Annotated in this window: 21 protein-coding genes; 17 read left to right on the forward strand and 4 right to left on the reverse strand. The window is 63.4% G+C overall.

The features are described from left to right. Position 1: 1 nt before the first annotated feature. On the reverse strand, positions 2-1,129 hold the full coding sequence (gene ygfZ, locus DOM54_RS10940; RefSeq protein ID WP_276309676.1) for a CAF17-like 4Fe-4S cluster assembly/insertion protein YgfZ: 1,128 nt from the start codon (positions 1,127-1,129) through the stop codon (positions 2-4). Between the two features lie 271 nt (positions 1,130-1,400). Here ygfZ and DOM54_RS10945 point away from each other — a divergent pair, with 271 nt between their 5' ends. From DOM54_RS10945 to DOM54_RS10980, 8 genes are all read left to right on the forward strand, one after another. Further along, the gene (locus tag DOM54_RS10945; protein WP_110716340.1) at positions 1,401-1,598 is read left to right on the forward strand and encodes a heavy-metal-associated domain-containing protein; all 198 of its coding nucleotides are present in this window, start codon (positions 1,401-1,403) and stop codon (positions 1,596-1,598) included. Between the two features lie 80 nt (positions 1,599-1,678). Continuing rightward, entirely contained in the window at positions 1,679-3,712 is a 2,034-nt protein-coding gene (gene uvrB / locus DOM54_RS10950; RefSeq protein WP_110716341.1) for an excinuclease ABC subunit UvrB, read from the forward strand. Between the two features lie 21 nt (positions 3,713-3,733). Then, positions 3,734-4,555, forward strand: coding sequence for an endonuclease VIII (gene nei, locus DOM54_RS10955; RefSeq protein ID WP_110716342.1), 822 nt, complete (start codon positions 3,734-3,736; stop codon positions 4,553-4,555). Positions 4,556-4,737: 182 nt separating this feature from the next. Further along, the gene (locus tag DOM54_RS10960; RefSeq protein ID WP_110716667.1) at positions 4,738-6,243 is read left to right on the forward strand and encodes a fumarate hydratase; all 1,506 of its coding nucleotides are present in this window, start codon (positions 4,738-4,740) and stop codon (positions 6,241-6,243) included. 161 nt (positions 6,244-6,404) lie between these two features. Beyond that, complete coding sequence (gene cls, locus DOM54_RS10965) at positions 6,405-7,835, forward strand: cardiolipin synthase (RefSeq protein ID WP_420852744.1); 1,431 nt, start codon at positions 6,405-6,407, stop codon at positions 7,833-7,835. A gap of 60 nt (positions 7,836-7,895) precedes the next feature. Next, a complete protein-coding gene (locus DOM54_RS10970) occupies positions 7,896-8,813 on the forward strand; it encodes a LysR family transcriptional regulator (protein WP_110716344.1) in 918 nt (305 codons plus the stop codon). 208 nt (positions 8,814-9,021) lie between these two features. Continuing rightward, entirely contained in the window at positions 9,022-9,963 is a 942-nt protein-coding gene (locus tag DOM54_RS10975) for a YihY/virulence factor BrkB family protein (RefSeq protein WP_420852751.1), read from the forward strand. Beyond that, positions 9,902-10,174 carry an acylphosphatase gene (locus tag DOM54_RS10980; RefSeq protein WP_110716345.1) on the forward strand — a complete coding sequence of 91 codons (273 nt, stop codon included), beginning with the start codon at positions 9,902-9,904 and terminating at the stop codon, positions 10,172-10,174. Before DOM54_RS10975 ends, DOM54_RS10980 begins: the two co-directional genes overlap by 62 nt. A gap of 215 nt (positions 10,175-10,389) precedes the next feature. On the opposite strand, the gene DOM54_RS10985 is transcribed toward DOM54_RS10980, so the two are convergent. From DOM54_RS10985 to DOM54_RS10995, 3 genes are all read right to left on the reverse strand, one after another. Then, complete coding sequence (locus DOM54_RS10985; protein ID WP_110716346.1) at positions 10,390-11,346, reverse strand: nucleoside hydrolase; 957 nt, start codon at positions 11,344-11,346, stop codon at positions 10,390-10,392. Positions 11,347-11,419: 73 nt separating this feature from the next. Continuing rightward, a complete protein-coding gene (locus DOM54_RS10990) occupies positions 11,420-12,367 on the reverse strand; it encodes a ribokinase (protein ID WP_240613866.1) in 948 nt (315 codons plus the stop codon). Beyond that, a complete protein-coding gene (locus DOM54_RS10995) occupies positions 12,364-13,308 on the reverse strand; it encodes a D-2-hydroxyacid dehydrogenase (RefSeq protein WP_110716347.1) in 945 nt (314 codons plus the stop codon). Before DOM54_RS10995 ends, DOM54_RS10990 begins: the two co-directional genes overlap by 4 nt. A gap of 303 nt (positions 13,309-13,611) precedes the next feature. Between DOM54_RS10995 and DOM54_RS11000 the strand changes: the two genes are divergently transcribed. From DOM54_RS11000 to tolA, 9 genes are all read left to right on the forward strand, one after another. Next, on the forward strand, positions 13,612-13,905 hold the full coding sequence (locus DOM54_RS11000; protein WP_110716670.1) for an FmdB family zinc ribbon protein: 294 nt from the start codon (positions 13,612-13,614) through the stop codon (positions 13,903-13,905). Positions 13,906-13,949: 44 nt separating this feature from the next. Beyond that, positions 13,950-15,731 (forward strand): aspartate--tRNA ligase, encoded by a 1,782-nt coding sequence (gene aspS, locus DOM54_RS11005; RefSeq protein ID WP_110716348.1) that lies wholly within the window; start codon positions 13,950-13,952, stop codon positions 15,729-15,731. A 160-nt stretch (positions 15,732-15,891) separates the two neighbouring features. Further along, positions 15,892-16,431, forward strand: coding sequence for a crossover junction endodeoxyribonuclease RuvC (ruvC, locus tag DOM54_RS11010; protein WP_240613867.1), 540 nt, complete (start codon positions 15,892-15,894; stop codon positions 16,429-16,431). Positions 16,432-16,505: 74 nt separating this feature from the next. Further along, the gene (ruvA, locus tag DOM54_RS11015) at positions 16,506-17,111 is read left to right on the forward strand and encodes a Holliday junction branch migration protein RuvA (protein WP_110716350.1); all 606 of its coding nucleotides are present in this window, start codon (positions 16,506-16,508) and stop codon (positions 17,109-17,111) included. A gap of 7 nt (positions 17,112-17,118) precedes the next feature. Next, a complete protein-coding gene (gene ruvB, locus DOM54_RS11020) occupies positions 17,119-18,171 on the forward strand; it encodes a Holliday junction branch migration DNA helicase RuvB (RefSeq protein ID WP_110716351.1) in 1,053 nt (350 codons plus the stop codon). Beyond that, on the forward strand, positions 18,164-18,574 hold the full coding sequence (ybgC, locus tag DOM54_RS11025) for a tol-pal system-associated acyl-CoA thioesterase (protein WP_110716671.1): 411 nt from the start codon (positions 18,164-18,166) through the stop codon (positions 18,572-18,574). The genes ruvB and ybgC overlap by 8 nt, the downstream gene beginning before the upstream one ends. A gap of 25 nt (positions 18,575-18,599) precedes the next feature. Further along, positions 18,600-19,277: a protein TolQ gene (gene tolQ, locus DOM54_RS11030; RefSeq protein ID WP_206019074.1), complete on the forward strand. Its 678-nt coding sequence runs from the start codon at positions 18,600-18,602 to the stop codon at positions 19,275-19,277. A gap of 14 nt (positions 19,278-19,291) precedes the next feature. Further along, the gene (tolR, locus tag DOM54_RS11035; RefSeq protein ID WP_110599628.1) at positions 19,292-19,732 is read left to right on the forward strand and encodes a protein TolR; all 441 of its coding nucleotides are present in this window, start codon (positions 19,292-19,294) and stop codon (positions 19,730-19,732) included. 9 nt (positions 19,733-19,741) lie between these two features. Further along, positions 19,742-20,857 (forward strand): cell envelope integrity protein TolA, encoded by a 1,116-nt coding sequence (tolA, locus tag DOM54_RS11040; RefSeq protein ID WP_110716353.1) that lies wholly within the window; start codon positions 19,742-19,744, stop codon positions 20,855-20,857.

The following is a 20,857-nucleotide window of genomic DNA, read 5'->3' on the forward strand; positions in this document are numbered from 1 at the left end:
GTCAGGCGGTCGCGGTCCCGCCGACGACGGACTCGGGATCGAGACGTTCGAGCGGATAGGGCAGCTCGCGCAGCACCAGGTCACGCTCGCCGACGAACAGTGGCGATTCCTCGTCCTGGCTGGTGTTGAGGACGGCCAGGACGGCGCATGAATCGGAGTCGTCGTCGTTGACTGCCTGGAATATCTCGCCCACGCGCTTGGCCTCGGCGTTGCGAATCTCCTCGCCGATGGCGGGCAGCGAGCTGCCTTCCAGCGAGGCGATCCGCAGGCGCCTTTTGACCTGGCCCCGGAAATGCGCCCTTGCCACCACTTCCTGGCCGGTGTAGCAGCCCTTGCGAAAGCTGATGCCGCCCAAGGCTTCCCAGTTGATCATCTGCGGCAGAAAGGCGTCGCTGTGATCGGCGGTGAGCCAGGCGACGCCGGCACCGATATCCGCACGTCGCCACAGGACCGTATTCGCGGCGCTGGCGGACCGGCTCAACGACTCCCACCGTGTTGCGGCCTCGGCGGCCGGCAGGGTCAGCATCGCGCGGGGCTGGTCGGCGGGCTGGCGCAAGGCGACGATGCCGTCCTGCTGGGTCATGTGCCAGTCGAGACGGGGCAGGTCGGGCAGGCCGGCAGCGGTCGCCCACGGCTCGGGGCGCCCGATCATGCCGATCAGGGCCAGATCCTGGCGATGGCTCAGCTTCACCTTATAGAAAGGGGCGTATTTTTCGAGGTGCGTCGCCAGCGGAGTGGCCAGCGAGGCGTGCAGCAGCAGCCAGTAGCGCTCGGCGGAGACCTTGAGCACCTCGGCATTGGCGATCATGCGCCCCTTCGGCGTACAGAAGGCGGTCAAGGGCGCGAAGTCGCCATCCGCGTGTTCGACGTTGGCGCTGGTCTGCCCCTGCAGAAAGCGAGCCGCATCGGGGCCGTCGCATTCGAGAATGCTCAAGTGGGTGAGCGGTACCAGATGCGCACTGTCACTGGCGGAGCCGTGATCGTCGCTCGGAAACACCCAGTCGTGCTCATTCGACTGGCGCCCGCCCAAGGCCGTGAGATATGCCAGCCAATCGTCCATCCGATGCCTCCTGTGAAGCGGTTGTCGGTACCGGCGTGGGCGGTACCAGAGCGTGTTGTCTCGCCTCAAGATGGCGGCGATATCCGGCTATTGCAACGCCAGGTCGCGCAAATGGCGTGCAGGGTCTGTTCTCGACTATTCCACGCGGCCCGCATCTTCGGGGTGCTCGTCGAATACGCTCAGTCTTCGTTGCGGGACGGGATAAGGCAACAGCACTTAGCGGCGTTGCCTGAACGTCTTTGACGCAGCAACGACGCTCGCGGCGTATCGTGCGAGCGGGCCCTAGGCTATGCTTGTCTGCCTGAATATCGCCGTGGAAGACCGTCGTGGAGAGTCTCGCATGCCCCATATCAACCTCACGCTGAGCGGCGTATCGACGCCGGAAGACCTCAATCGCGTCACCACCGCCCTGATGATGGTGGATGGTGTCGAAAGCGTCGATATCGGCCGGGAATGGGCCGAGGTGGAAGGTCGTGCCAGCCGCGACGCGCTGATCGCGGCAGTGGAGGCGCTGAAATCGGGATTTAGCGCACGGTGATCGTGGCTCGTCCTGAGCGATGGCACTCGAAGTCACATGTTGCCCTTGAATGACGATCGTTTGGACCCTAATTAGTCATCATGAACAAACCTTTCAAGATTCAATCCAAGTATCGTCCGGCCGGTGACCAGCCGGCCGCCATCGAGGGGCTGGTCCGCGGCCTGGGTGCCGGGCTGTCGCATCAGACGCTGCTCGGCGTCACCGGGTCGGGCAAGACCTTCACCATGGCCAATGTCGTCGAGACGCTGCAGCGCCCGACCATCGTGCTGGCGCCGAACAAGACCCTGGCTGCCCAGCTCTACGGCGAGTTCAAGAGTTTCTTCCCGGACAACGCGGTCGAATATTTCGTCTCGTACTACGACTACTACCAGCCGGAAGCCTATGTCCCGTCTTCCGACACCTTCATCGAGAAGGACGCCTCGATCAACGACCATATCGAGCAGATGCGGCTGTCTGCGACCAAGGCATTGCTGGAGCGTCGCGATGCACTGATCGTGGTCTCGGTCTCCGCGATCTACGGTCTGGGCGACCCCGAGCAGTACATGAAGATGCGGCTGCACTTCAATCGGGGTGAGCAGATCGACCAGCGCAGCTTTTTGCGCCGGCTGGCGGAACTTCAGTACACCCGCAACGATGCCGACTTCCGCCGCGGCACGTATCGGGTCCGCGGCGACGTCATCGATGTCTTCCCCGCGGACGCCGAGGATGAAGGCGTGCGAGTCGAGTTGTTCGACGACGAGATCGATTCGATCCGGCTGTTCGATCCACTCACCGGGGAGGTACGCGGGCAGGTGCCGCGGATGACCATCTACCCCAAGAGTCACTATGTGACGCCGCGGGATACCATCCTTGGCGCGATCGAATCGATCAAGCAGGAGTTGGCGGATCGACTCGAGTACCTGCGCAAGCACGAACGCTTGGTCGAGGCGCAGCGGCTGGAGCAGCGCACGCTCTACGATATCGAGATGATGCTCGAGCTCGGCTACTGCAACGGTATCGAGAACTACTCCCGCTATCTCTCCGGACGCCCACCCGGCCATGCGCCGCCGACGTTCTTCGACTATCTGCCGGACGACGCGCTGCTGTTCATCGACGAATCCCACGTCAGCGTGCCGCAGGTCGGCGGGATGTACCGCGGTGACCGGTCGCGCAAGGAGACGCTGGTGGAGTACGGTTTCCGCCTGCCGTCGGCGCTGGACAATCGGCCGATGACCTTCGAGGAGTGGGAGGGCATCGTGCCGCAGACGGTGTTCGTTTCGGCCACGCCCGGCCCCTACGAGGCGGAGCACGCAGGGCAGGTCGTCGAGCAGGTCGTGCGCCCGACCGGCCTGGTCGACCCGCAGATCGAGGTGCGTCCGGCCACGACCCAGGTCGATGACCTGCTCTCCGAGATCCGGCTGCGCGTCGACGTCGGCGAGCGAGTACTGGTCACCACTCTGACGAAGCGCATGGCGGAAGACCTGACCGAGTACTTCGACGAACACGACATTCGCGTTCGCTATCTCCACTCGGATATCGACACGGTGGAGCGGGTCGAGATCATCCGCGACCTGCGCCTGGGTAAATTCGATGTCTTGATCGGCATCAACCTGCTGCGCGAGGGGCTGGATATTCCCGAAGTGTCGCTGGTCGCCATTCTCGATGCCGACAAGGAGGGTTTCCTGCGCGCCGAGCGCTCGTTGATCCAGACCATCGGCCGGGCGGCACGTAACGCCCACGGCAAGGCGATTCTCTACGGGGATCGAGTCACCGATTCGATGCGGAGGGCGATGGATGAAACCGAACGCCGCCGCAACAAGCAGATTGCGCACAATGAGCGCCATGGCATTACCCCGAAGACCGTGACCAAATCGGTGGCCGACATCATGGAAGGGGCACAGGCGCCCGGCAGCCGTAAGGGGGGACGCAAGCGCACCGAGCAATTGGTGGCGGAAGCCCCGGGCGATTACACCCGCGAGGCCCTGGGTAAAATGAGTGCGCCGCAGTTGACCAAGGAGATCAGCAAGCTCGAGGATCGCATGCACGAGGCGGCCCAGAATCTCGAATTCGAGCAGGCCGCGAAGCTGCGCGACCAGTTGCAGACGCTCAAGTCCAGGCTGCTGGAGCTGGGATAGGCGAGGTCAGGAAGCGCTCGAATGCCGGAAGGACCGGAAATACGTCGCGTTGCGGATCGGCTGGGCAAGGTTCTGGTCGGCAGACCGCTGATCCACACCTGGTTCGCCTTTGCCGAGATCGCGTCCATGGCCGGGCGCCTGGGCCGAAGCCGGGTGACGGCGGTCGACTGCTGGGGCAAGGCGCTGTTGATCACCTTCAGTGATGGGCACGTGCTCTACTCCCACAACCAGCTCTATGGCGTCTGGCGTATTCACCGTCGCGGCCACGCGCCGACCTCGGGGCGGACGCTACGTGCCCGGCTGACGACCGCGACCCACGCCGCCAGTCTCTACAGCGCCTCGGACATCTCGCTCTGGACCACCGAGACCATTCGGCAGCAGCCATTGCTGGCCCGCCTGGGGCCGGATCTGCTGACTCACGACATCTCGGCGGGAGATATCGAGGCGCGATTGATGGACTCCGGCTTCGCGGGCCGGGGGCTTGGCGGGCTGCTGCTGGATCAGGGTTTCTACGCCGGTATCGGCAACTACCTTCGCTCGGAGATCCTGTTCTACGCCGGGTTGTCGCCGGGAAAGCGTCCCCGGGATCTGACGTCCGAGCAGCGCCAGCAACTGGCGTGCGTCATCCTGGCCACGATCCAGCAGGCCTATCGACAAGCCGGCGTCACCAATCGTCCCGCATGGCGCAGGCGCTTGCAGCGGGCCGGGGAGCATCGCAACCAGTGGCGGTTCGCCGTCTTCAACCGCGAGGGCCTGTCGTGCCACGCCTGTGGTTCGACCATCGTTCGCGAAGCCGTTGCCTCCCGGCGCCTCTATCGCTGCCCCGTCTGTCAGCCGGAATGATAGGCAGGCCCTATTGCTTTGGGCTAGCAGGGGCACTCGATTTTATACCGTTATCTTGCATGACTGATCCAAGCTCAACCTGCCAATTTTCATTCGCTGGGGTATGATTGGCCCCCTCGAAGCTACCGACCCGCGGACGATCGATCCGTCGGGCAGTTACCGTGACCAGCAGGAGACCGATGATGACCGTGATCCGCCAGGAGGATCTCATTCAGAGCGTGGCCGATGCGCTGCAGTACATCTCCTATTATCACCCCAAGGATTTCATCGATGCCATGCACGCGGCCTACCAGCGGGAAGAGAATCCCGCGGCGCGCGATGCCATCGCCCAGATCCTGATCAACTCCAGGATGTGCGCCACCGGCCATCGGCCGATCTGCCAGGACACCGGCATCGTCACGGTCTTTGTCCACGTCGGCATGAACGTTCGCTGGGAAGCCGACCTGAGTCTCGACGAGATGGTCAACGAGGGGGTACGCCGCGCCTATCTGCTGCCCGATAACGTGCTGCGCGCGTCGGTGCTGGCCGACCCCGATGGCAAGCGAAAGAACACCGGCGACAATACGCCTGCGGTGATTCATCACAAGCTGGTGCCGGGCGACACGGTCGAGATTCACGTCGCGGCCAAGGGCGGCGGCAGCGAGGCGAAATCCAAGTTCGCGATGCTCAATCCCTCCGACAACGTGGTCGACTGGGTGCTGGAACAGCTACCCAAGATGGGCGCTGGCTGGTGTCCGCCGGGAATGCTCGGCATCGGCATCGGCGGCACTGCAGAAAAGGCCATGGAACTGGCGAAGGAAGCGCTGCTCGACCCGATCGACATTCAGGCGCTCCAGGCGCGCGGTGCCAACAATCGGGCCGAGGAGCTGCGTCTGGAGCTGTTCGACAAGGTCAACCGCAGCGGCATCGGCGCTCAGGGACTGGGCGGTCTGACCACGGTGCTCGACATCAAGGTCAAGGATTACCCGACTCACGCCGCCAACAAGCCGGTGGCGATCATCCCCAACTGCGCCGCGACCCGTCACGTGCACTTCACGCTGGATGGCAGCGGCGCGGCGGTGCTGCCAGCACCGAAACTCGACGATTGGCCCGAGATTACCTGGGAGGTGGGCGAGGGCGTGCGGCGAGTCAATCTCGACGAGATTACCCCGGAAGCCGTGCGCGAGTGGCAGCCCGGCGATACCGTGCTGCTGTCGGGCAAGCTGCTGACCGGGCGGGATGCCGCACACAAGCGAATGATAGACATGCTGGCCAAGGGCGAGTCGCTGCCGGTGGACCTGAAGAATCGCTTCATCTACTACGTCGGCCCGGTCGATCCGGTGGGTGACGAGGTGGTCGGACCGGCGGGGCCCACCACGGCGACCCGGATGGACAAGTTCACGCGGACGCTGCTCGAGCAGACCGGCCTGTTGGGCATGGTCGGCAAGGCCGAGCGCGGACCGTTGGCTATCGAGGCGATTCGCGACAATCAGGCAGTCTATCTGATGGCCGTCGGTGGTGCCGCCTACCTGGTGGCCCAAGCGATCAAGAAGGCCGAGGTGATCGCGTTCGACGACCTGGGCATGGAAGCGATCTACGAGTTCGAGGTCGAAGACATGCCCGTCACGGTGGCCGTGGACCATCTGGGGACATCGGTTCACCAGACGGGGCCTGCCAAGTGGCAGGAGATCATCGCCGAACGGGTCTGAACGTCAGTGACGGAGCCCGTCGGCGAGGGTAGTCGGCCGCTATTGCGTCAGCAGGACGCGTAAAGGAGAGAGCCCCTGTGGGGCTCTCTCCTTTTTTCGGTATGATGTTGGTTAGGCTGACGATTTCTGGCGGAGAAGACGACAATGCAGCGTAGCGGAAGATGTCGGACATGACCTTGCTGATCGGCTGGCTGTTGTTCGTTTCTCACGTGGCTGGAATCGCCACGGCGATCATGGCGCTGATGTCCAGCCGCACCTCGCAGGGTGCCGTTGCCTGGATCGTGACGCTGATCAGTTTTCCCTATATTGCCGTGCCGATTTTCTGGACATTCGGCCGGCCGAGGTTCTACGGCTATGTCTCGGCGCGGGGCGAGCGGGACACCGTGCTGCGTCAGGTCCTTCAGCGTTATCGACCAAACATGGAGTCGTTCATTTCGCGCCCGGAGGCCGTCAGCGGCCGCATTCGAGCGGTCGAGGAGTTGGCCCGCATGCCGATGACCCGAGGCAATCGAGCGGAGCTGCTGATCGATGGCGATGCCACTTTCGACAGCCTTTTCGAGGGAATCGATCGAGCCGAGGACTATATCCTGGTCCAGTTCTTCATCGTGCGCGCCGACGAGATTGGCCTGGCCTTCAAGCGCAAGCTGATCTTCCAGGCAGAGCATGGCGTCAACGTCTATTTTCTCTATGACGAGATCGGTAGTCGAGGATTGCCCGGCGGCTATCTGAGGGATCTGGAAGAAGCCGGAGTCAGGGTATCTGCCTTCAACTCCTCGCGCGGCTGGCGTCACCGATTCCAGATCAACTTCCGCAATCATCGCAAGATCGTGGTCGCCGACGGCCGCGTGGGCTGGACCGGCGGGCTCAATGTCGCCGATGAATATCTGGGCCGGGTCGAGCGCTACGGACGCTGGCGCGATACTCACCTGAAGTTGCAGGGCCCGAGCGTGCTGGCGCTGCAGGAAGCGTTCTGGGAAGACTGGTACTGGGCAACCGGCGACATTCTGGCGCTCGGATGGAAGCCGAGGCAAATTCCCGATGCGTCCCAGCACGTGGCGATCGTGCCTTCCGGTCCTGCAGATGGGCGGGAAACGGCCAGTCTCCTGGTTCAGCACGCCATTCACGGCGCGCGCCATCGCCTCTGGGTGACCAGCCCGTATTTCGTTCCCGACCACGGTGTCCAGGACGCGCTGACCCTGGCCGCGCTCAGGGGCGTCGACGTCCGGGTACTGATTCCCGAGCGCCCGGATCATCTGTTGGTTTTCTTGTCCGCCTTTGCGTTCCTGCCGGAAATGATCCGCAACGGGGTCAAGATATACCGTTATCAGCCCGGTTTTCTACATCAAAAAGTTCTGTTGGTGGATGATCACACCTCGATGGTGGGCACGGTCAATCTGGACAATCGGTCTTTTCGGCTCAATTTCGAAGTCACCGCCTATATTCCCGACAAGGTCTTCGCGGCGTCGGTTTTCGAGATGCTCGAGCAGGACTTTGCCAGCAGCCGGCAGGTCAGCCAGCGCGAACTCGAGGAGCGGCCGCTGTGGCGCAAGCTAGTATCGCGCGCCACTTACCTGCTGTCGCCCGTGCAGTAGCACTGCCGCTGACATGGCGGCCGCCGTCACCAACGCATGAAGGGTTGCCGGGAGGCACCATTGAATCTAGAAACCAAATGGCTCGAGGATTTCGTGGCCTTGTCCAACACGAGGAGTTTCTCGGCGTCGGCGCGTCAGCGGCATGTCACGCAACCCGCGTTCAGTCGGCGCATCCGCTCGCTGGAACAGGCCGTCGGCGCCACCTTGGTGGACCGCTCGACGACTCCAGTCAGTCTGACGCCGGAAGGGCAGCTCTTTCTGGTGACGGCGAGAAACATGGTCGAGCAGCTCAACGATAGCCTGGCGCACCTCCGCGGTCTCGCCATGGACAACGAAGCTCTGGACATCGTTGCCGCCCATTCGCTGGCACTGGCGTTCTATCCGCCCTGGATATCGCGCCTGCAGAAAGGTGTCGGGGAACTGCCGACCCGATTGGTCGCCATGAACGTGGGCGATGCCATTCACGTCCTGCGGGAGGGCAACTGCGACCTGATGCTGGCCTACCATGATCCCTATGCCACCATGCAGCTGGACGCCGAGATATTTCCCTCGTTCTCCATCGGCCAGGTCAAGATGATCCCCGTCAGCGTTCCGGATCCGGGGGGCGAACCGAGGTTTTCGTTCGATGGCGACGGGCCGATTCCGTTCCTGTCCTATACCCAAGGTGCCTTTCTCGGCCGCAGCGTCCGAATGCTGCTCAAGAACGAGCCCGGCCGCATGCGTCTCAAGACCGTCTACGAGACGGCCATGGCGGAAGGGCTCAAGGGCATGGCCTTGCAGGGCGTCGGGCTGGCCTGGATCCCGGATTTCTGTATTCGTGACGAATTGGCGAACGGAAAGTTGGTGCGCGCCGCCGAGAGCGACTGGGATATTCCGCTGGAAATTCGCCTGTATCGATGCTCGCTGGTCCACAAGCCCGGTGTCGAGAAGCTGTGGCGTCGCATGATGAAGCTCCCCAGCGATTTCCTGCGGGCATGAGGTGAACCGGTACCGGTAGCGTGTCGCCAACCAGCACGGGAAATGCGGAAATCTCGTCTAGACTGCTGGTGTGTCGTCAACAGGCCTCGCACCGTCGAGGCGTTGACGTTCATCTTTGCCGCCCTCGGTGACAGCAGACAACAGGGAACTCAACTTGATAGCCCTTTACTCCAAAGCCGTCTCTTTCTGCCAGTACTGGTTCGCTGTCATTCGCGATTCCATCAAGTTATGGCTCGACCGCAACGCCTTCAGCTACGCTGGCTCACTGGCGTTCTATACGCTCTTTTCGCTGGCACCGACGGTCATCATCGCGGTTACCGTCGTGGGACTGTGGCTGGGTGAGGATGCCGCCCGGGGCGAGATCGTGAACCGCCTGCAGGATACGCTCGGCCCCTCGGCGGCCAGTGCGATCGAGAGTGCCGTGGCGCAATCGAGCATCCAGGCCTCGGGCATCCTGCCGACGGTGGCGGGCTTCGTCACGCTGCTCATTGGTGCGACGACGGTGTTCGGTCAGATGCAATTTTCACTCAATACCATCTGGGGTGTCGCGCCCAACCCGGACCGCAACAGTATCTTTCTATTTGCCAAGAAACGTCTGCTGTCGATGGCCGTCGTGCTGGCAATCGGGTTCGTGCTGCTGGTGTCGCTGATATTGGGCATCATCGTGCAGGCGACGTTCAGCTATGCCGGGGATTGGGTTCCCGGCAGCGTGTTTCTGCTCGAGATCGCTCAGTACGCGTTGTCCATCGTGGTGATCACGCTGTTCTTTGCCGCCATCTTCAAGGTGCTGCCGGATGTCGTGCTCTCTTATCGCGACGTGCTGCTGGGCGCCCTGGTGACAGCGGTGCTGTTCATCATCGGGCGTAACGCGATCGCGGCCTATCTGGCGCACACGGCAACGGCTTCGACGTACGGGGCGGCGGGTTCGGTCGTGCTGGTCTTGCTCTGGGTGTACTACTCATCGCTGATCCTGCTGTTCGGCGCGGCGTTCACCCGAACCCATGTCCTGGCCAAGGGCGGCAGCATCATTCCTCGCAATACGGCCGTGGCAGTGCGCCATGAAGTGATCAGAAAGGAGGAAGCATCTCATGACTCATCGGACGATCAAGGCCTGGGTGAGCGGGAGAGTCCAAGGCGTCAGCTATCGTGAACATGTGCGTCGTCACGCGGAGCGCTGGGGCATCACCGGTCATGCGATCAATCTCGAGGATGGGCGCGTCGAGGTAACCGCCCATGGCGAGGCCATCGCCATCGCCGAGCTGATCGATCAACTATGGGAGGGCTCTCCGTCTGCGGACGTTACCGATGTCACGGTCGAGGAGGCGACGATCGCGGCACCCGCGAGTTTCACCACCGGTTGAGACCCGGGAGCCAAGCACGGTGTGGGAATCGACGAGCGACGGCAGACAAGGCAGGAACCAGCGCGGAACAGGCCCGGCTGGCGAGGCAGTCGGTTGCTAACGTTGTGTCGGGGGCGTGCGGGCGTTTTCCGGATGGCGTGCAGGTAGTGCCCGGTGGTATCGAATCGCAGTGGAATCTCGCCCGATCGCTTCCATGACGCTCGGGCGAGCCGGTTTCAGCGCGCGGGCGGAGTGACCAGCGTATCGACGATCCAGTCGATGACGCCCGGGCCATCGGCGTTCATGCAGACCTCCGCCACGTTGCCTTGGGACCAGCGGGGATCGACGAACTCGCGCCGCTCGGGGGCCATCAGGGTCTGGCCTTCGGCTAGACCGTCGGTGACCACGCTCAGGTAGCCACGCTCGACGCGGAACAGGTCCGGGCGCATCAGCCACACCAGCGCACAGCTATCGTGAGGGCAGCAGCCATCGATGCCCAGCGCCTGCTGGTAGAAGGCGCGGTAGAAGGCATAGCTCTCGCCCAGCACCTTCCCCAGTTGCCCCTGGGCTTCGACGATCTGCGCCATGCTCTGCGGGTCCAGCACGCAGCGGTGTGTCGCATCCAGCCCTACCAGCGTTAGCGGCCAGTCGGCCTGCAATACCCGGGCTGCGGCATGGGGATCATTGAAGATATTGGCTTCCGCGACGGGCGTCACGTTACCGCCTTCGCGGATCGATCCGCCCATCACGACCACGCGCTTGACCTTGTCGACCAGGGTGGGGTCGAGTTGCAACGCGGCGGCGAGATTGCCCAGCGGGCCGACGGCGACCAGCACGACTTCGCCCGGCCGGGCGTTGACCTGATCGACGATGAATTGGGCGGCACTCTGCTTCAGCGCCTGGGTAGTGACCTGTGGCAATTCGATGTTGCCCAAGCCGTTGTCGCCGTGGATGTGCCCCGGCGGCGGGTTCTTGGGCTTGACCAGCGGCCCGGCGGCCCCCTGGGCAACGGGAATCGACTGACCGGCGAGCTCCGCGAGCAGCAGCGCATTGTGGGTGGCCACCTCGATCGTGACATTGCCGAAGGTGGTAGTCAGGCCCAGTAGCTCGATATCCGGATGGGCCAGCGCGATGGCGATGGCCTGGGCGTCGTCGACTCCGGGGTCGGTGTCGAAAATGATGGGCGTCGGCATGAGAATTCCTAGAGTCGGTTCAGTTGACGCGCCGCCGACCGTCGGAATGGCGGCGCGGCGGCGATGAAGAGGTTCAGAGGGTCGAACGCTCGGCCGGGAGAGCGGGCAGGGTGGCCATGGCCTTCTCGACGGCATCCGCATCGGGAATGCTGGGTTCGGCACCAGCCTTCTGGACACAGAGCGCCGAGGCGGTCGTCGCCAGGCGCAGCGCCTGTTCGACCTCGTCGCCGCGCTGCCGTGCCGCCATGAAGTAGCCGATGAAGGTATCGCCGGCGGCCGTGGTGTCGATGGCCTCCACCTCGTGGGCGGCCAACGTGACGCGCTCGCCGCGATGCTGATGACAGGCCCCCTGGCCGCCCAGGGTCAGGACGATCTCCACGTCCGGCAGATGCGTGGCCAGCGCCTCGAGCAGGGTGCCGGAATCGACGGACTCTTCCTCCCCGACCAGCGCCGCCGCTTCGCCGCGATTGAGGAACAGGAGCTGGCACAGATCCAGCGGCAAGCCGGCGATCTCCGCGGACAGCGGGGCCGGGTTGAATGCGATCGAGAGGCCGTTGTCGGCCGCCAGGCGCAGCATCTTGCCGGCATCATTGCACTCGTTCTGGAGCAGGATCCAGCTGCCGGGGGCGGCCGAGCCGACCAGCGCTTCGAGGCGACCGTCGTCGAAGCCGTGGTTGGCGCCAGGGTAGAGGATGATCGCGTTCTCGGCGTCGTCGTCGACCTGGATCAGAGCGTGGCCACTGGCGCCATCGATCAGCTCGATATCCGCGGTATCGACGCCGGCACGGGTCAACGGCTCCAGCGCCCACCGGTCGCCCTCGTGCAGGCGGCCCCAGTGAGCAACGCGCCCGCCGGCACGCGCCAGGGCCAGCGATTGGTTGGCACCTTTGCCACCCAGTACCTGATGCAGGCTGGTGCTGGAGAGCGTCTCGCCCGGGCGCACCAGGTGTGGAACCCGATAGACGTGGTCGATGTTGATGGAACCGTAGTTGTAGATCCTCGGAATTTCGGTCGCCATCATCCGTGCTCCTCGGTCAGCCAGGTGCGCAGATTGTCGGCGGTCAGGTCGACGACGCGCTGGCGCGCTTCCGGTGTGATCCAGGCATTGTGCGGCGTCACGATCAGATTGAGCGGCTCGTGCAGGGCATCGAGCAGGGGGTGCCCCTCTCGCGGAGGTTCGACAGGCAGGCTGTCGACGGCCAGTCCGCCGAGGCGCCGATCGCGGAGGGCGGCCAGCGCTGCGTCCTCGTCGATGATCCCACCGCGAGCACAGTTGATCAGCAGCGCTTCCTTCTTCATCGTCGCCAGCGCCTCGCGGTCGATCAGGCCCCGGGTCGCCTCCGTCAACGGGCAGTGCAGGCTCAGCACGTCGGCATCACCCAGCAGCGAGGTCAGGCTGGGGCGAGCATCATTTGCCTCGTTCCCGGGGCGGGCGGCAAAACTGACACGCATGCCAAAGGTTTCCCCCAGCCTGGCCACCGCCGAGCCCAGCTCTCCGCTGCCGACGATCACCAGATGTTTGCCGGCCAGTTGCAGGGTGCGGTGGTCGAGCAGGCAGAAGATGTCGCTTCTCTGCCAGGCGCCATCGCGCACGTCGGTCTGGTACAGCGGCAGTCGCGCGGCCAGCGCCAGCGTCAGCATCAGGGTGTGCTGGGCAACGCTCGCGGTGCCGTAGGCCGAGACGTTACGCACGATGATGCCGCGCCGTTCGGCTGCGACCATGTCGAGGTTGTTGGTGCCGGTGGCCAGCACGCAGATCAGCTTCAGGTCGGGAAGGGCATCGATCAACTCGGCATCGATGACGACCTTGTTGGTCAACGCGATGGTGGCGCCCTCGAGCCGGTCGAGCCTCTCGTCCATGGCTGTTAGCTGATGGATCACGAGATCGTCGACGAGCGTGCGGATCGGCGCGAGGTCGACGTCGTCACCGAGCGAAGCGGCATCCAGAAATACGGCTTTCATGCGTCTTTTCCTTGTTTCTTTTCCGTTCCGGCTGTCGTCGCCTGGCGGTCGCTGGCGTGCGGACGACGACATCGGCATTGTCAGCCGGTAATATTGCCTGCGACCGGCCGCTACGCGCTATACTATGCGGCTTTCGAGCTTGGCTTGGGAAGGTCCGCGTGACCACCGGCCATGACGAACGACGAACGAAAAATCGACTAAAGCATGGCGCGACGCCCGTCGGGAGAAGCGCGCCTGGATATCGCCAGCGAGCCCTCCGATCACCGGCAGGCGACCCTGGCACTCATAGAGAGTGACGACATCATGCCCATCTATGAATACGAGTGTAAGGCTTGCGGTCATCGTCTGGAAAAGCTCCAGAAGATCAGCGCGGCGCCGTTGACCGATTGCCCGGCATGCGAGCGTGCCGAACTGTCCCGTCTGGTCTCCGCGGCCGGCTTCCGGCTGGCCGGTGGCGGCTGGTACGAGACCGATTTCAAATCGGGCAGCAAGAAGAACCTCGTTGGCGATAGCGCCAAACCGGCGACTTCCTGCGATAGCGGCGGCAAGTCGGACGGCGCCAGCAAGGCGAGCGGCGAGAGCAAAGCGTCGGCCTGAATACCGTCTTCACCCTTTTTAGCTTCACAATCTTAGGATCCAGCATGCGCAGTCATTATTGCGGCCAATTGAACGAGTCATTGATCGATCACGAAGTCACGCTCTGCGGGTGGGTCCATCGCCGCCGCGACCATGGCGGTGTCATTTTCCTCGACATGCGCGATCGAGACGGTGTCGCTCAAGTGGTAGTGGATCCCGATACCGCCGAAGCGTTCGCCAACGCTGATCGCTCGCGCAGCGAGTATGTGCTGCGTATCGTCGGCCGCATTCGGCTCCGCCCCGAGGGCACCCAGAATCCCAACATGCCCACCGGCATGATCGAGGTACTGGCCAAGCGGGTCGAGGTGCTGAATACCGCCGCCACGCCGCCTTTCCAGCTCGACGAGCATGGCAAGGTCGGCGAGGAGGTGCGTCTGAAGTACCGCTACATCGACCTGCGCCGCCCCGAGATGATCGAAAAGCTACGCCTGCGCTCGCGCATCACCCACAGCGTGCGTGCCTATCTGGAGGAGCACGGCTTTCTCGATATCGAGACGCCGATCCTGACCCGTGCCACGCCGGAGGGCGCGCGTGACTATCTGGTGCCGAGCCGGACCCACGATGGGCACTTCTTCGCGCTGCCGCAGTCGCCGCAACTGTTCAAGCAACTGCTGATGGTGTCCGGTTTCGATCGCTACTATCAGATCGCCAAGTGTTTCCGTGACGAGGATCTGCGCGCGGACCGCCAGCCGGAGTTCACCCAGATCGACATCGAAGCCTCGTTCATCGATGAGCAGGAGATCATGGGCACTACCGAGAAGATGGTGCGCCAACTGTTCCAGGACGTGCTCGAGGTGGCGCTGCCGGAATTCCCGCGCATGCCCTACAGCGAAGCCATGCAGCGCTACGGCTCAGACAAGCCGGACCTGCGGATCCCGCTGGAGCTGGTGGATGTCGACGACCTGATGCAATCGGTGGACTTCAAGGTCTTTTCCGGCCCGGCCAAGGCCGACGATGGCCGGGTCGCCGCGCTGAAGGTCAGCGGTGGCGCCAAGCTGTCACGCAAGGAGATCGACGAGTACACCAAGTTCGTTGGCATCTATGGCGCGAAAGGGCTGGCCTGGATCAAGGTCAACGAACGTGCCAAGGGGCTGGAAGGCCTGCAGTCGCCGATCGTCAAGTTCATGGAAGGGATCGTCGAGCAGTTGCTGGATCGGGTGGGTGCCGAGGATGGCGATATCATCTTCTTCGGCGCCGACAAGGCTCGCATCGTCAACGAGGCAATCGGTGCGCTGCGCGTCAAGCTGGGCGAGGACCTCGACCTCTATACCGCCAAGTGGGCGCCATTGTGGGTGGTCGATTTCCCGATGTTCGAAGCCGACGACAATGGCCGGCTATCGGCGCTGCATCATCCGTTCACCGCACCATCCTGCTCGCCGGAAGCGCTTCAGTCGTCACCGTCGACGGCGCTGTCCCGCGCTTACGACATGGTGCTCAACGGTACCGAACTGGGGGGCGGCTCCATCCGTATTCACGACCAGGCCATGCAGCGAGCCGTGTTCGAAGTGCTCGGCATCGGCAAGGACGAGGCGGAAGAGAAATTCGGCTTCCTGCTCGATGCCCTGCAGTACGGCGCACCGCCCCATGGTGGCTTGGCCTTCGGTCTCGATCGATTGGTGATGCTGATGACCGGATCGCGCACGATTCGGGACGTGATCGCCTTCCCCAAGACGCAGAGCGCCGCGGATCTGATGACCGATGCCCCTGGCGAGGTCACCAACCAGCAGCTGCGCGATCTGCATATTCGGCTGCGCCAGAAGGCGCAGCCGGAAAGCGCCGGCGAGTAGGCGGGCTGGAGACGACGACGCCGGCGCCCCAGGTGGGCGCCGGCTTGCCTTCAGGGGTTCGGCGAGGCCCGCGAATGCTGGTCGTCCGCCAAGTTCCATCGTCACAGTGGGTCCGTCATCCGGAAGACCGGTGGGGAAGGCGGCCAAAGGAGGCCAGCGCTTGATTCTGTTGGGCATTGACCCCGGTTCGCGAATCACCGGCTACGGCGTCATCGACGTCACCGCCAAGCCGCGCTATGTCGCCAGTGGCTGTATCCGTATCCAGGGGGACGATCTGGCCCAGAAGCTGGCACGGATATACGCTGGCATCAGCGAGCTGATAGGCGAGTATCGACCCGCGGAGTTCGCCATCGAGCGGGTGTTCATGGACAAAAACGCCGACTCGGCGCTAAAGCTCGGCCAGGCGCGAGGCAGTGCGGTCGTCTGTGCAGCCAATCACGGCCTTCCGGTGCACGAGTATGCCGCTCGCCAGGTCAAGCAGGCGATTACCGGTAACGGCGGCGCCGACAAGGCGCAGATCCAGCATATGGTGACGGCGCTGCTCTCGCTGGATGCCCCACCACCGACCGATGCCGCCGATGCGCTGGCCATCGCACTGACCCACGCATACGCCCGACAGGGGTTGCTGGCCGTTGCGCCCAAACGTCGTGGTAAACCGTCGCGAGGCGGGCGGTGGCGCGACTTCGAGCCGGATCTTTAGCCGGGTGGTGGCAGCTAGTCAGTTGAATCGGCGATGCGTATAGTGGACGCGGTCAGAGTAAGGACACGGATGGCATGATTGGACGTTTGCACGGCACGCTGCTGGAGAAACACCCCCCCTGGATCGTCATTGATGTCAACGGCGTGGGCTACGAGCTCGAGACCTCGATGACCACGCTGGTTGCGATGCCCGGCGCCGGGGAAGAGGTGCGCGTCTACACGCACCTCAGCGTGCGGGAGGACGCCCATCTGCTCTACGGGTTTGCTCGCGACGAAGAGCGCCAGCTGTTTCGGGCCCTGATCAAGGTCAATGGCATTGGCCCCAAGCTGGCGTTGGCCATTCTTTCGGGTATGGATACCGACGCTTTCATCCGCTGCGTCATGGACGGTGACAGCAAGGCCCTGACCAAGTTGCCCGGTGTCGGCAAGAAGACGGCGGATCGCCTGATCGTCGAGATGCGCGACCGTTTCCCGCACTGGCAGGAGGGGCAGGAGTCGCTGCTCGACACTCCCCGTGCTGCCGCGCAACCCGCTTCCGATCCGCAGGCGGATGCCGAGGCGGCGCTGGTGACGTTGGGCTACAAGCCTGTCGAGGCTTCCCGCATGCTGTCCGGCCTGGACAAGAATCTGCCGACCGAGGCGCTGATCAAAGCAGCGCTGTCACGTCAGTTGGCTGGATAACGCGCCCATGATCGAACCCGACCGCCTGGTGGCGGCGCCGCCGCAGCAGGGCGAGCAGCAGGTCGACCACGCCATCCGTCCCCGTCGGCTCGATGATTACATCGGCCAGCCGCGGGTGCGCGAGCAGTTGGATATTTTCATCTCCGCGGCACGTAAACGCGGGGACAGTCTCGATCACACCCTGGTTTTCGGCCCGCCCGGGCTGGGAAAGACGACCCTGGCCAATATCATCGCCGCCGAGATGGAGGTGGATATCAAATCCACCTCCGGCCCGGTACTGGAACGAGCTGGAGATCTGGCCGCGATGCTGACCAATCTGCAGCCTGGTGACGTACTGTTTATCGACGAGATTCACCGCCTGCCGGCCGCAGTGGAAGAAGTCCTCTATCCGGCGATGGAGGATTTCCAGCTCGATATCATGATCGGCGACGGCCCGGCGGCACGCTCGATCAAGCTCGACCTGCCGCGTTTCACCCTCGTGGGTGCCACCACGCGAGCCGGCCTTTTGACCTCGCCGCTGCGCGACCGGTTTGGCATCGTCCAGCGGCTCGAGTTCTATGCCATCGACGAGCTGACCGAGATCGTCGCTCGTTCGGCGCGGCTGCTCGAGGTGCCTGCCGATGTTGCCGGGGCCCGGGAAATCGCGCGGCGGGCCAGGGGAACGCCACGCATCGCCAATCGCCTGCTGCGGCGGGTACGCGACTTCGCCGAGGTCAAGGGCGACGGTAGTGTCGACGCCGCGATCGCCGACCAGGCGCTCAACATGCTCAACGTCGATAGCCACGGTCTCGATCATATGGACCGACGTCTGCTGTTGGCGATGATCGAGAAATTCGATGGCGGTCCCGTGGGCGTCGATAGTCTCGCGGCTGCCATTAGCGAGGAGCGCGACACGATCGAGGATGTCATCGAGCCTTATCTGATCCAGCAGGGCTTCATGATGCGAACCGCCCGTGGCCGTGTCGTCACCCGCTCCGCTTATCACCATTTCGGCATCGTGCCCAGCGATCAAGCGCCTCGAAGCGAACCATCCAGCCATGATGGGCCCGGCAATGAATGAATTCATCCTGCCGGTAAAGGTCTATATCGAGGACACCGACGCCGGCGGCATCGTGTACTACGTTAACTATTTGAAATTCATGGAGCGCGCTCGAAGCGAGTGGTTGAACGCATTGGGGTTCGGTCAACGTGGACTGATCGAGCAGGGCGTACAACTGGTGGTACATTCGCTTCAGTGTCGCTACGCACGCCCGGCACGGCTCGATGACCGGCTGGAGGTAACCGCCAGCATCGACCGCCTGGCCGCCTGCACGTTGCGATTCGCGCAGGCAGTTCGGTACGACGGGGATACATTATGCGAAGCGTCGGTCGATATTGCGTGTGTCGACGCGCAACGCCTGAAACCAAGACGTTGGCCCAGCAATCTACACGCGGCGCTGACATCCGCCATTCCTAGCCAGTGATTCGAGGATTTTCGTGAACGACTCCATGTCCATCCCCCATCTGATCATGAACGCCAGTCTGGTGGTCCAGCTGGTCATGCTCCTGCTGTTGACTGCCTCGGTCGCTTCCTGGGTCGTCATCTTTCAACGCAGTTTCGCGTTGAGCCGAGCCAGGAAGGCGCAGAAGGCCTTCGACGAGCGTTTCTGGTCAGGCGTCGATCTCAACGAACTCTATCGTGACGTGCCGGAGAACCACGAAGCGCAGGGCTCTGAGCATGTGTTCCGTGCCGGCTTCCGGGAGTTCAATCGGCTGATGCCCAAGACACGCAGCAGTGAAGCAGTGCTGGACGGGGTGCAACGCTCCCAGCGAGTCGCGCTGTCACGCGAAGAAGACAACCTCAACGACAAGCTCACCCTGCTGGCCACGGTGGCGTCGGCCAGCCCCTATATCGGCCTGTTCGGCACTGTCTGGGGGATCATGGGCTCCTTCCAGAGCCTGTCGATGGCGCAGCAGGCAACGCTCTCGACCGTGGCTCCCTGGATCGCGGAAGCGCTGGTGGCGACCGCAATGGGCCTTTTCGCGGCGATCCCTGCGGTGATCTTCTACAACCGGTTGTCATCCATCGCCAGCCGTCTGCTCGGCGAGTACGAGGATTTCGCCGAAGAGTTCCATTCGATTCTGCACCGTAACCTGCAAGGTCGCGGCGGCAATCCGGCGGCCTGAGGCGGAGGTTCAACATGGGTGGACCCTATAGCCGCCATCATCGGCGCAAGCCGATGGGCGAAATCAATGTCGTCCCGTTCATCGACGTCATGCTGGTACTGCTGGTGATCTTCATGATCACCGCCCCGATGTTGACCCAAGGCGTGCAGGTCGATCTGCCGCAGGTCACGTCGGAGCCGATCGATACCGACGAGCAGGAGCCGATCATCGTCTCCGTGGACAGTCAGGGCGAATACTTCATCTCGCTGGGCGAACAGGACAAGGCGGTCACGCTGCAGACCGTGGGCGACCAGGTAGTGGCGATTCTCGAGCGCAAGCCCAACACACCGGTCATGGTGCGTGGCGACAGGAATGCCTCGTACGGCCAGGTCGTGACACTGATGAGCACGCTACAGATGGCAGGTGTGGCGAACGTCGGATTGATTTCCGAGCCGCCGCAAGGCAACGACGGGTAAGGAGTCAGCATGGCGAAGCAAAACCGCCGTGTCGGTTACGGCTTGCCCGTCGTCCTGGCGATTGCCGTTCACGTGGTGGCACTGTTGTTGACGATGCTGCGTCTGCCGGATAGCGAGCCTACGCCCAGCTCATCCTCGGTAGTCCAGGCCACGCTTGTCAGCGACGTGACTGCCACGGATCAGGCACAGTACGCCCAGGAAGCGCGGGCACGTGCTGCGCAGCGGCAAGCGGAAGAGGCCGCCCAGCAGGCAGCGGAGCAACAGGCCCAGGAAGCCGCGCAGCAAGCGGCGGAACAGCAAGCCCAGGAAGAGGCCCAGCAGCAAGCCGCCCAACGCCAGGCCGCCGCGGAACAGGCTCAGGCTGAGTCCGAGCGGCGCCAGCAGGCTGCGCAGCAGGCGGCGGCTGAGCGCGCCGAGGCAGAAGAGCAACAGAAGGCGGCCGAAGCCGCACGCCAGGCCGAGCGAGAGAAGCAACAGGCCGAAGCCGAGGCGGAAAAGCAGCGCCAGGTTGAACAAGCCAAGAAGCAGGCTGAAGCCGAGGCGGAAAAGAAACGCCAGGCCGAGGAGGCCAAGAAGAAAGCCGAAGCCGAGGCGGAAAAGAAACGCCAGGCCGAAGAGGCCAAGAAACAGGCTGAAGCCGAGGCAGAAAAGAAACGCCAGGCTGAAGAGGCCAAGAAGAAAGCTGAAGCCGAAGCGGAAAAGAAACGCCAGGCTGCAGAGGCCAAGAAGAAAGCCGCGGCCGAGGCGGCGGCAAAAGAAGCGGCAGCCAAGGCTCTGAGCGACTCTATTGCCAACGAACAGGAGCGTATCGCCAATGCCGAGCAGTCCAACCAGGCCTCGAACAGCTTCATCAACCTCGTCAAGCGGGCCGTCGAGGACCGGTGGCACTTGCCGGCCAACGTGGACAATGGTTTGGTGGCGCAAGTGAGAGTGAGGCTAGGGCCTTCGGGTGAATTGCTGGCAGCCAGCATCACTCGCAGCAGCGGTAACCCCAGCTTCGATCGCTCGGCCACGCAGGCCGTGGAAGCCGCGGCGCCGTTCCGTGAGCTGCAGCAACTGGACGCCGGTCTGCAGCGGCGGTTTCGCGATTTCAATCTCAAATTCACCCCCGGGGATATACAGTGA

The organism is Salinicola acroporae (assembly GCF_003206615.1).
Classification (GTDB): Bacteria; Pseudomonadota; Gammaproteobacteria; order Pseudomonadales; family Halomonadaceae; genus Salinicola; species Salinicola acroporae.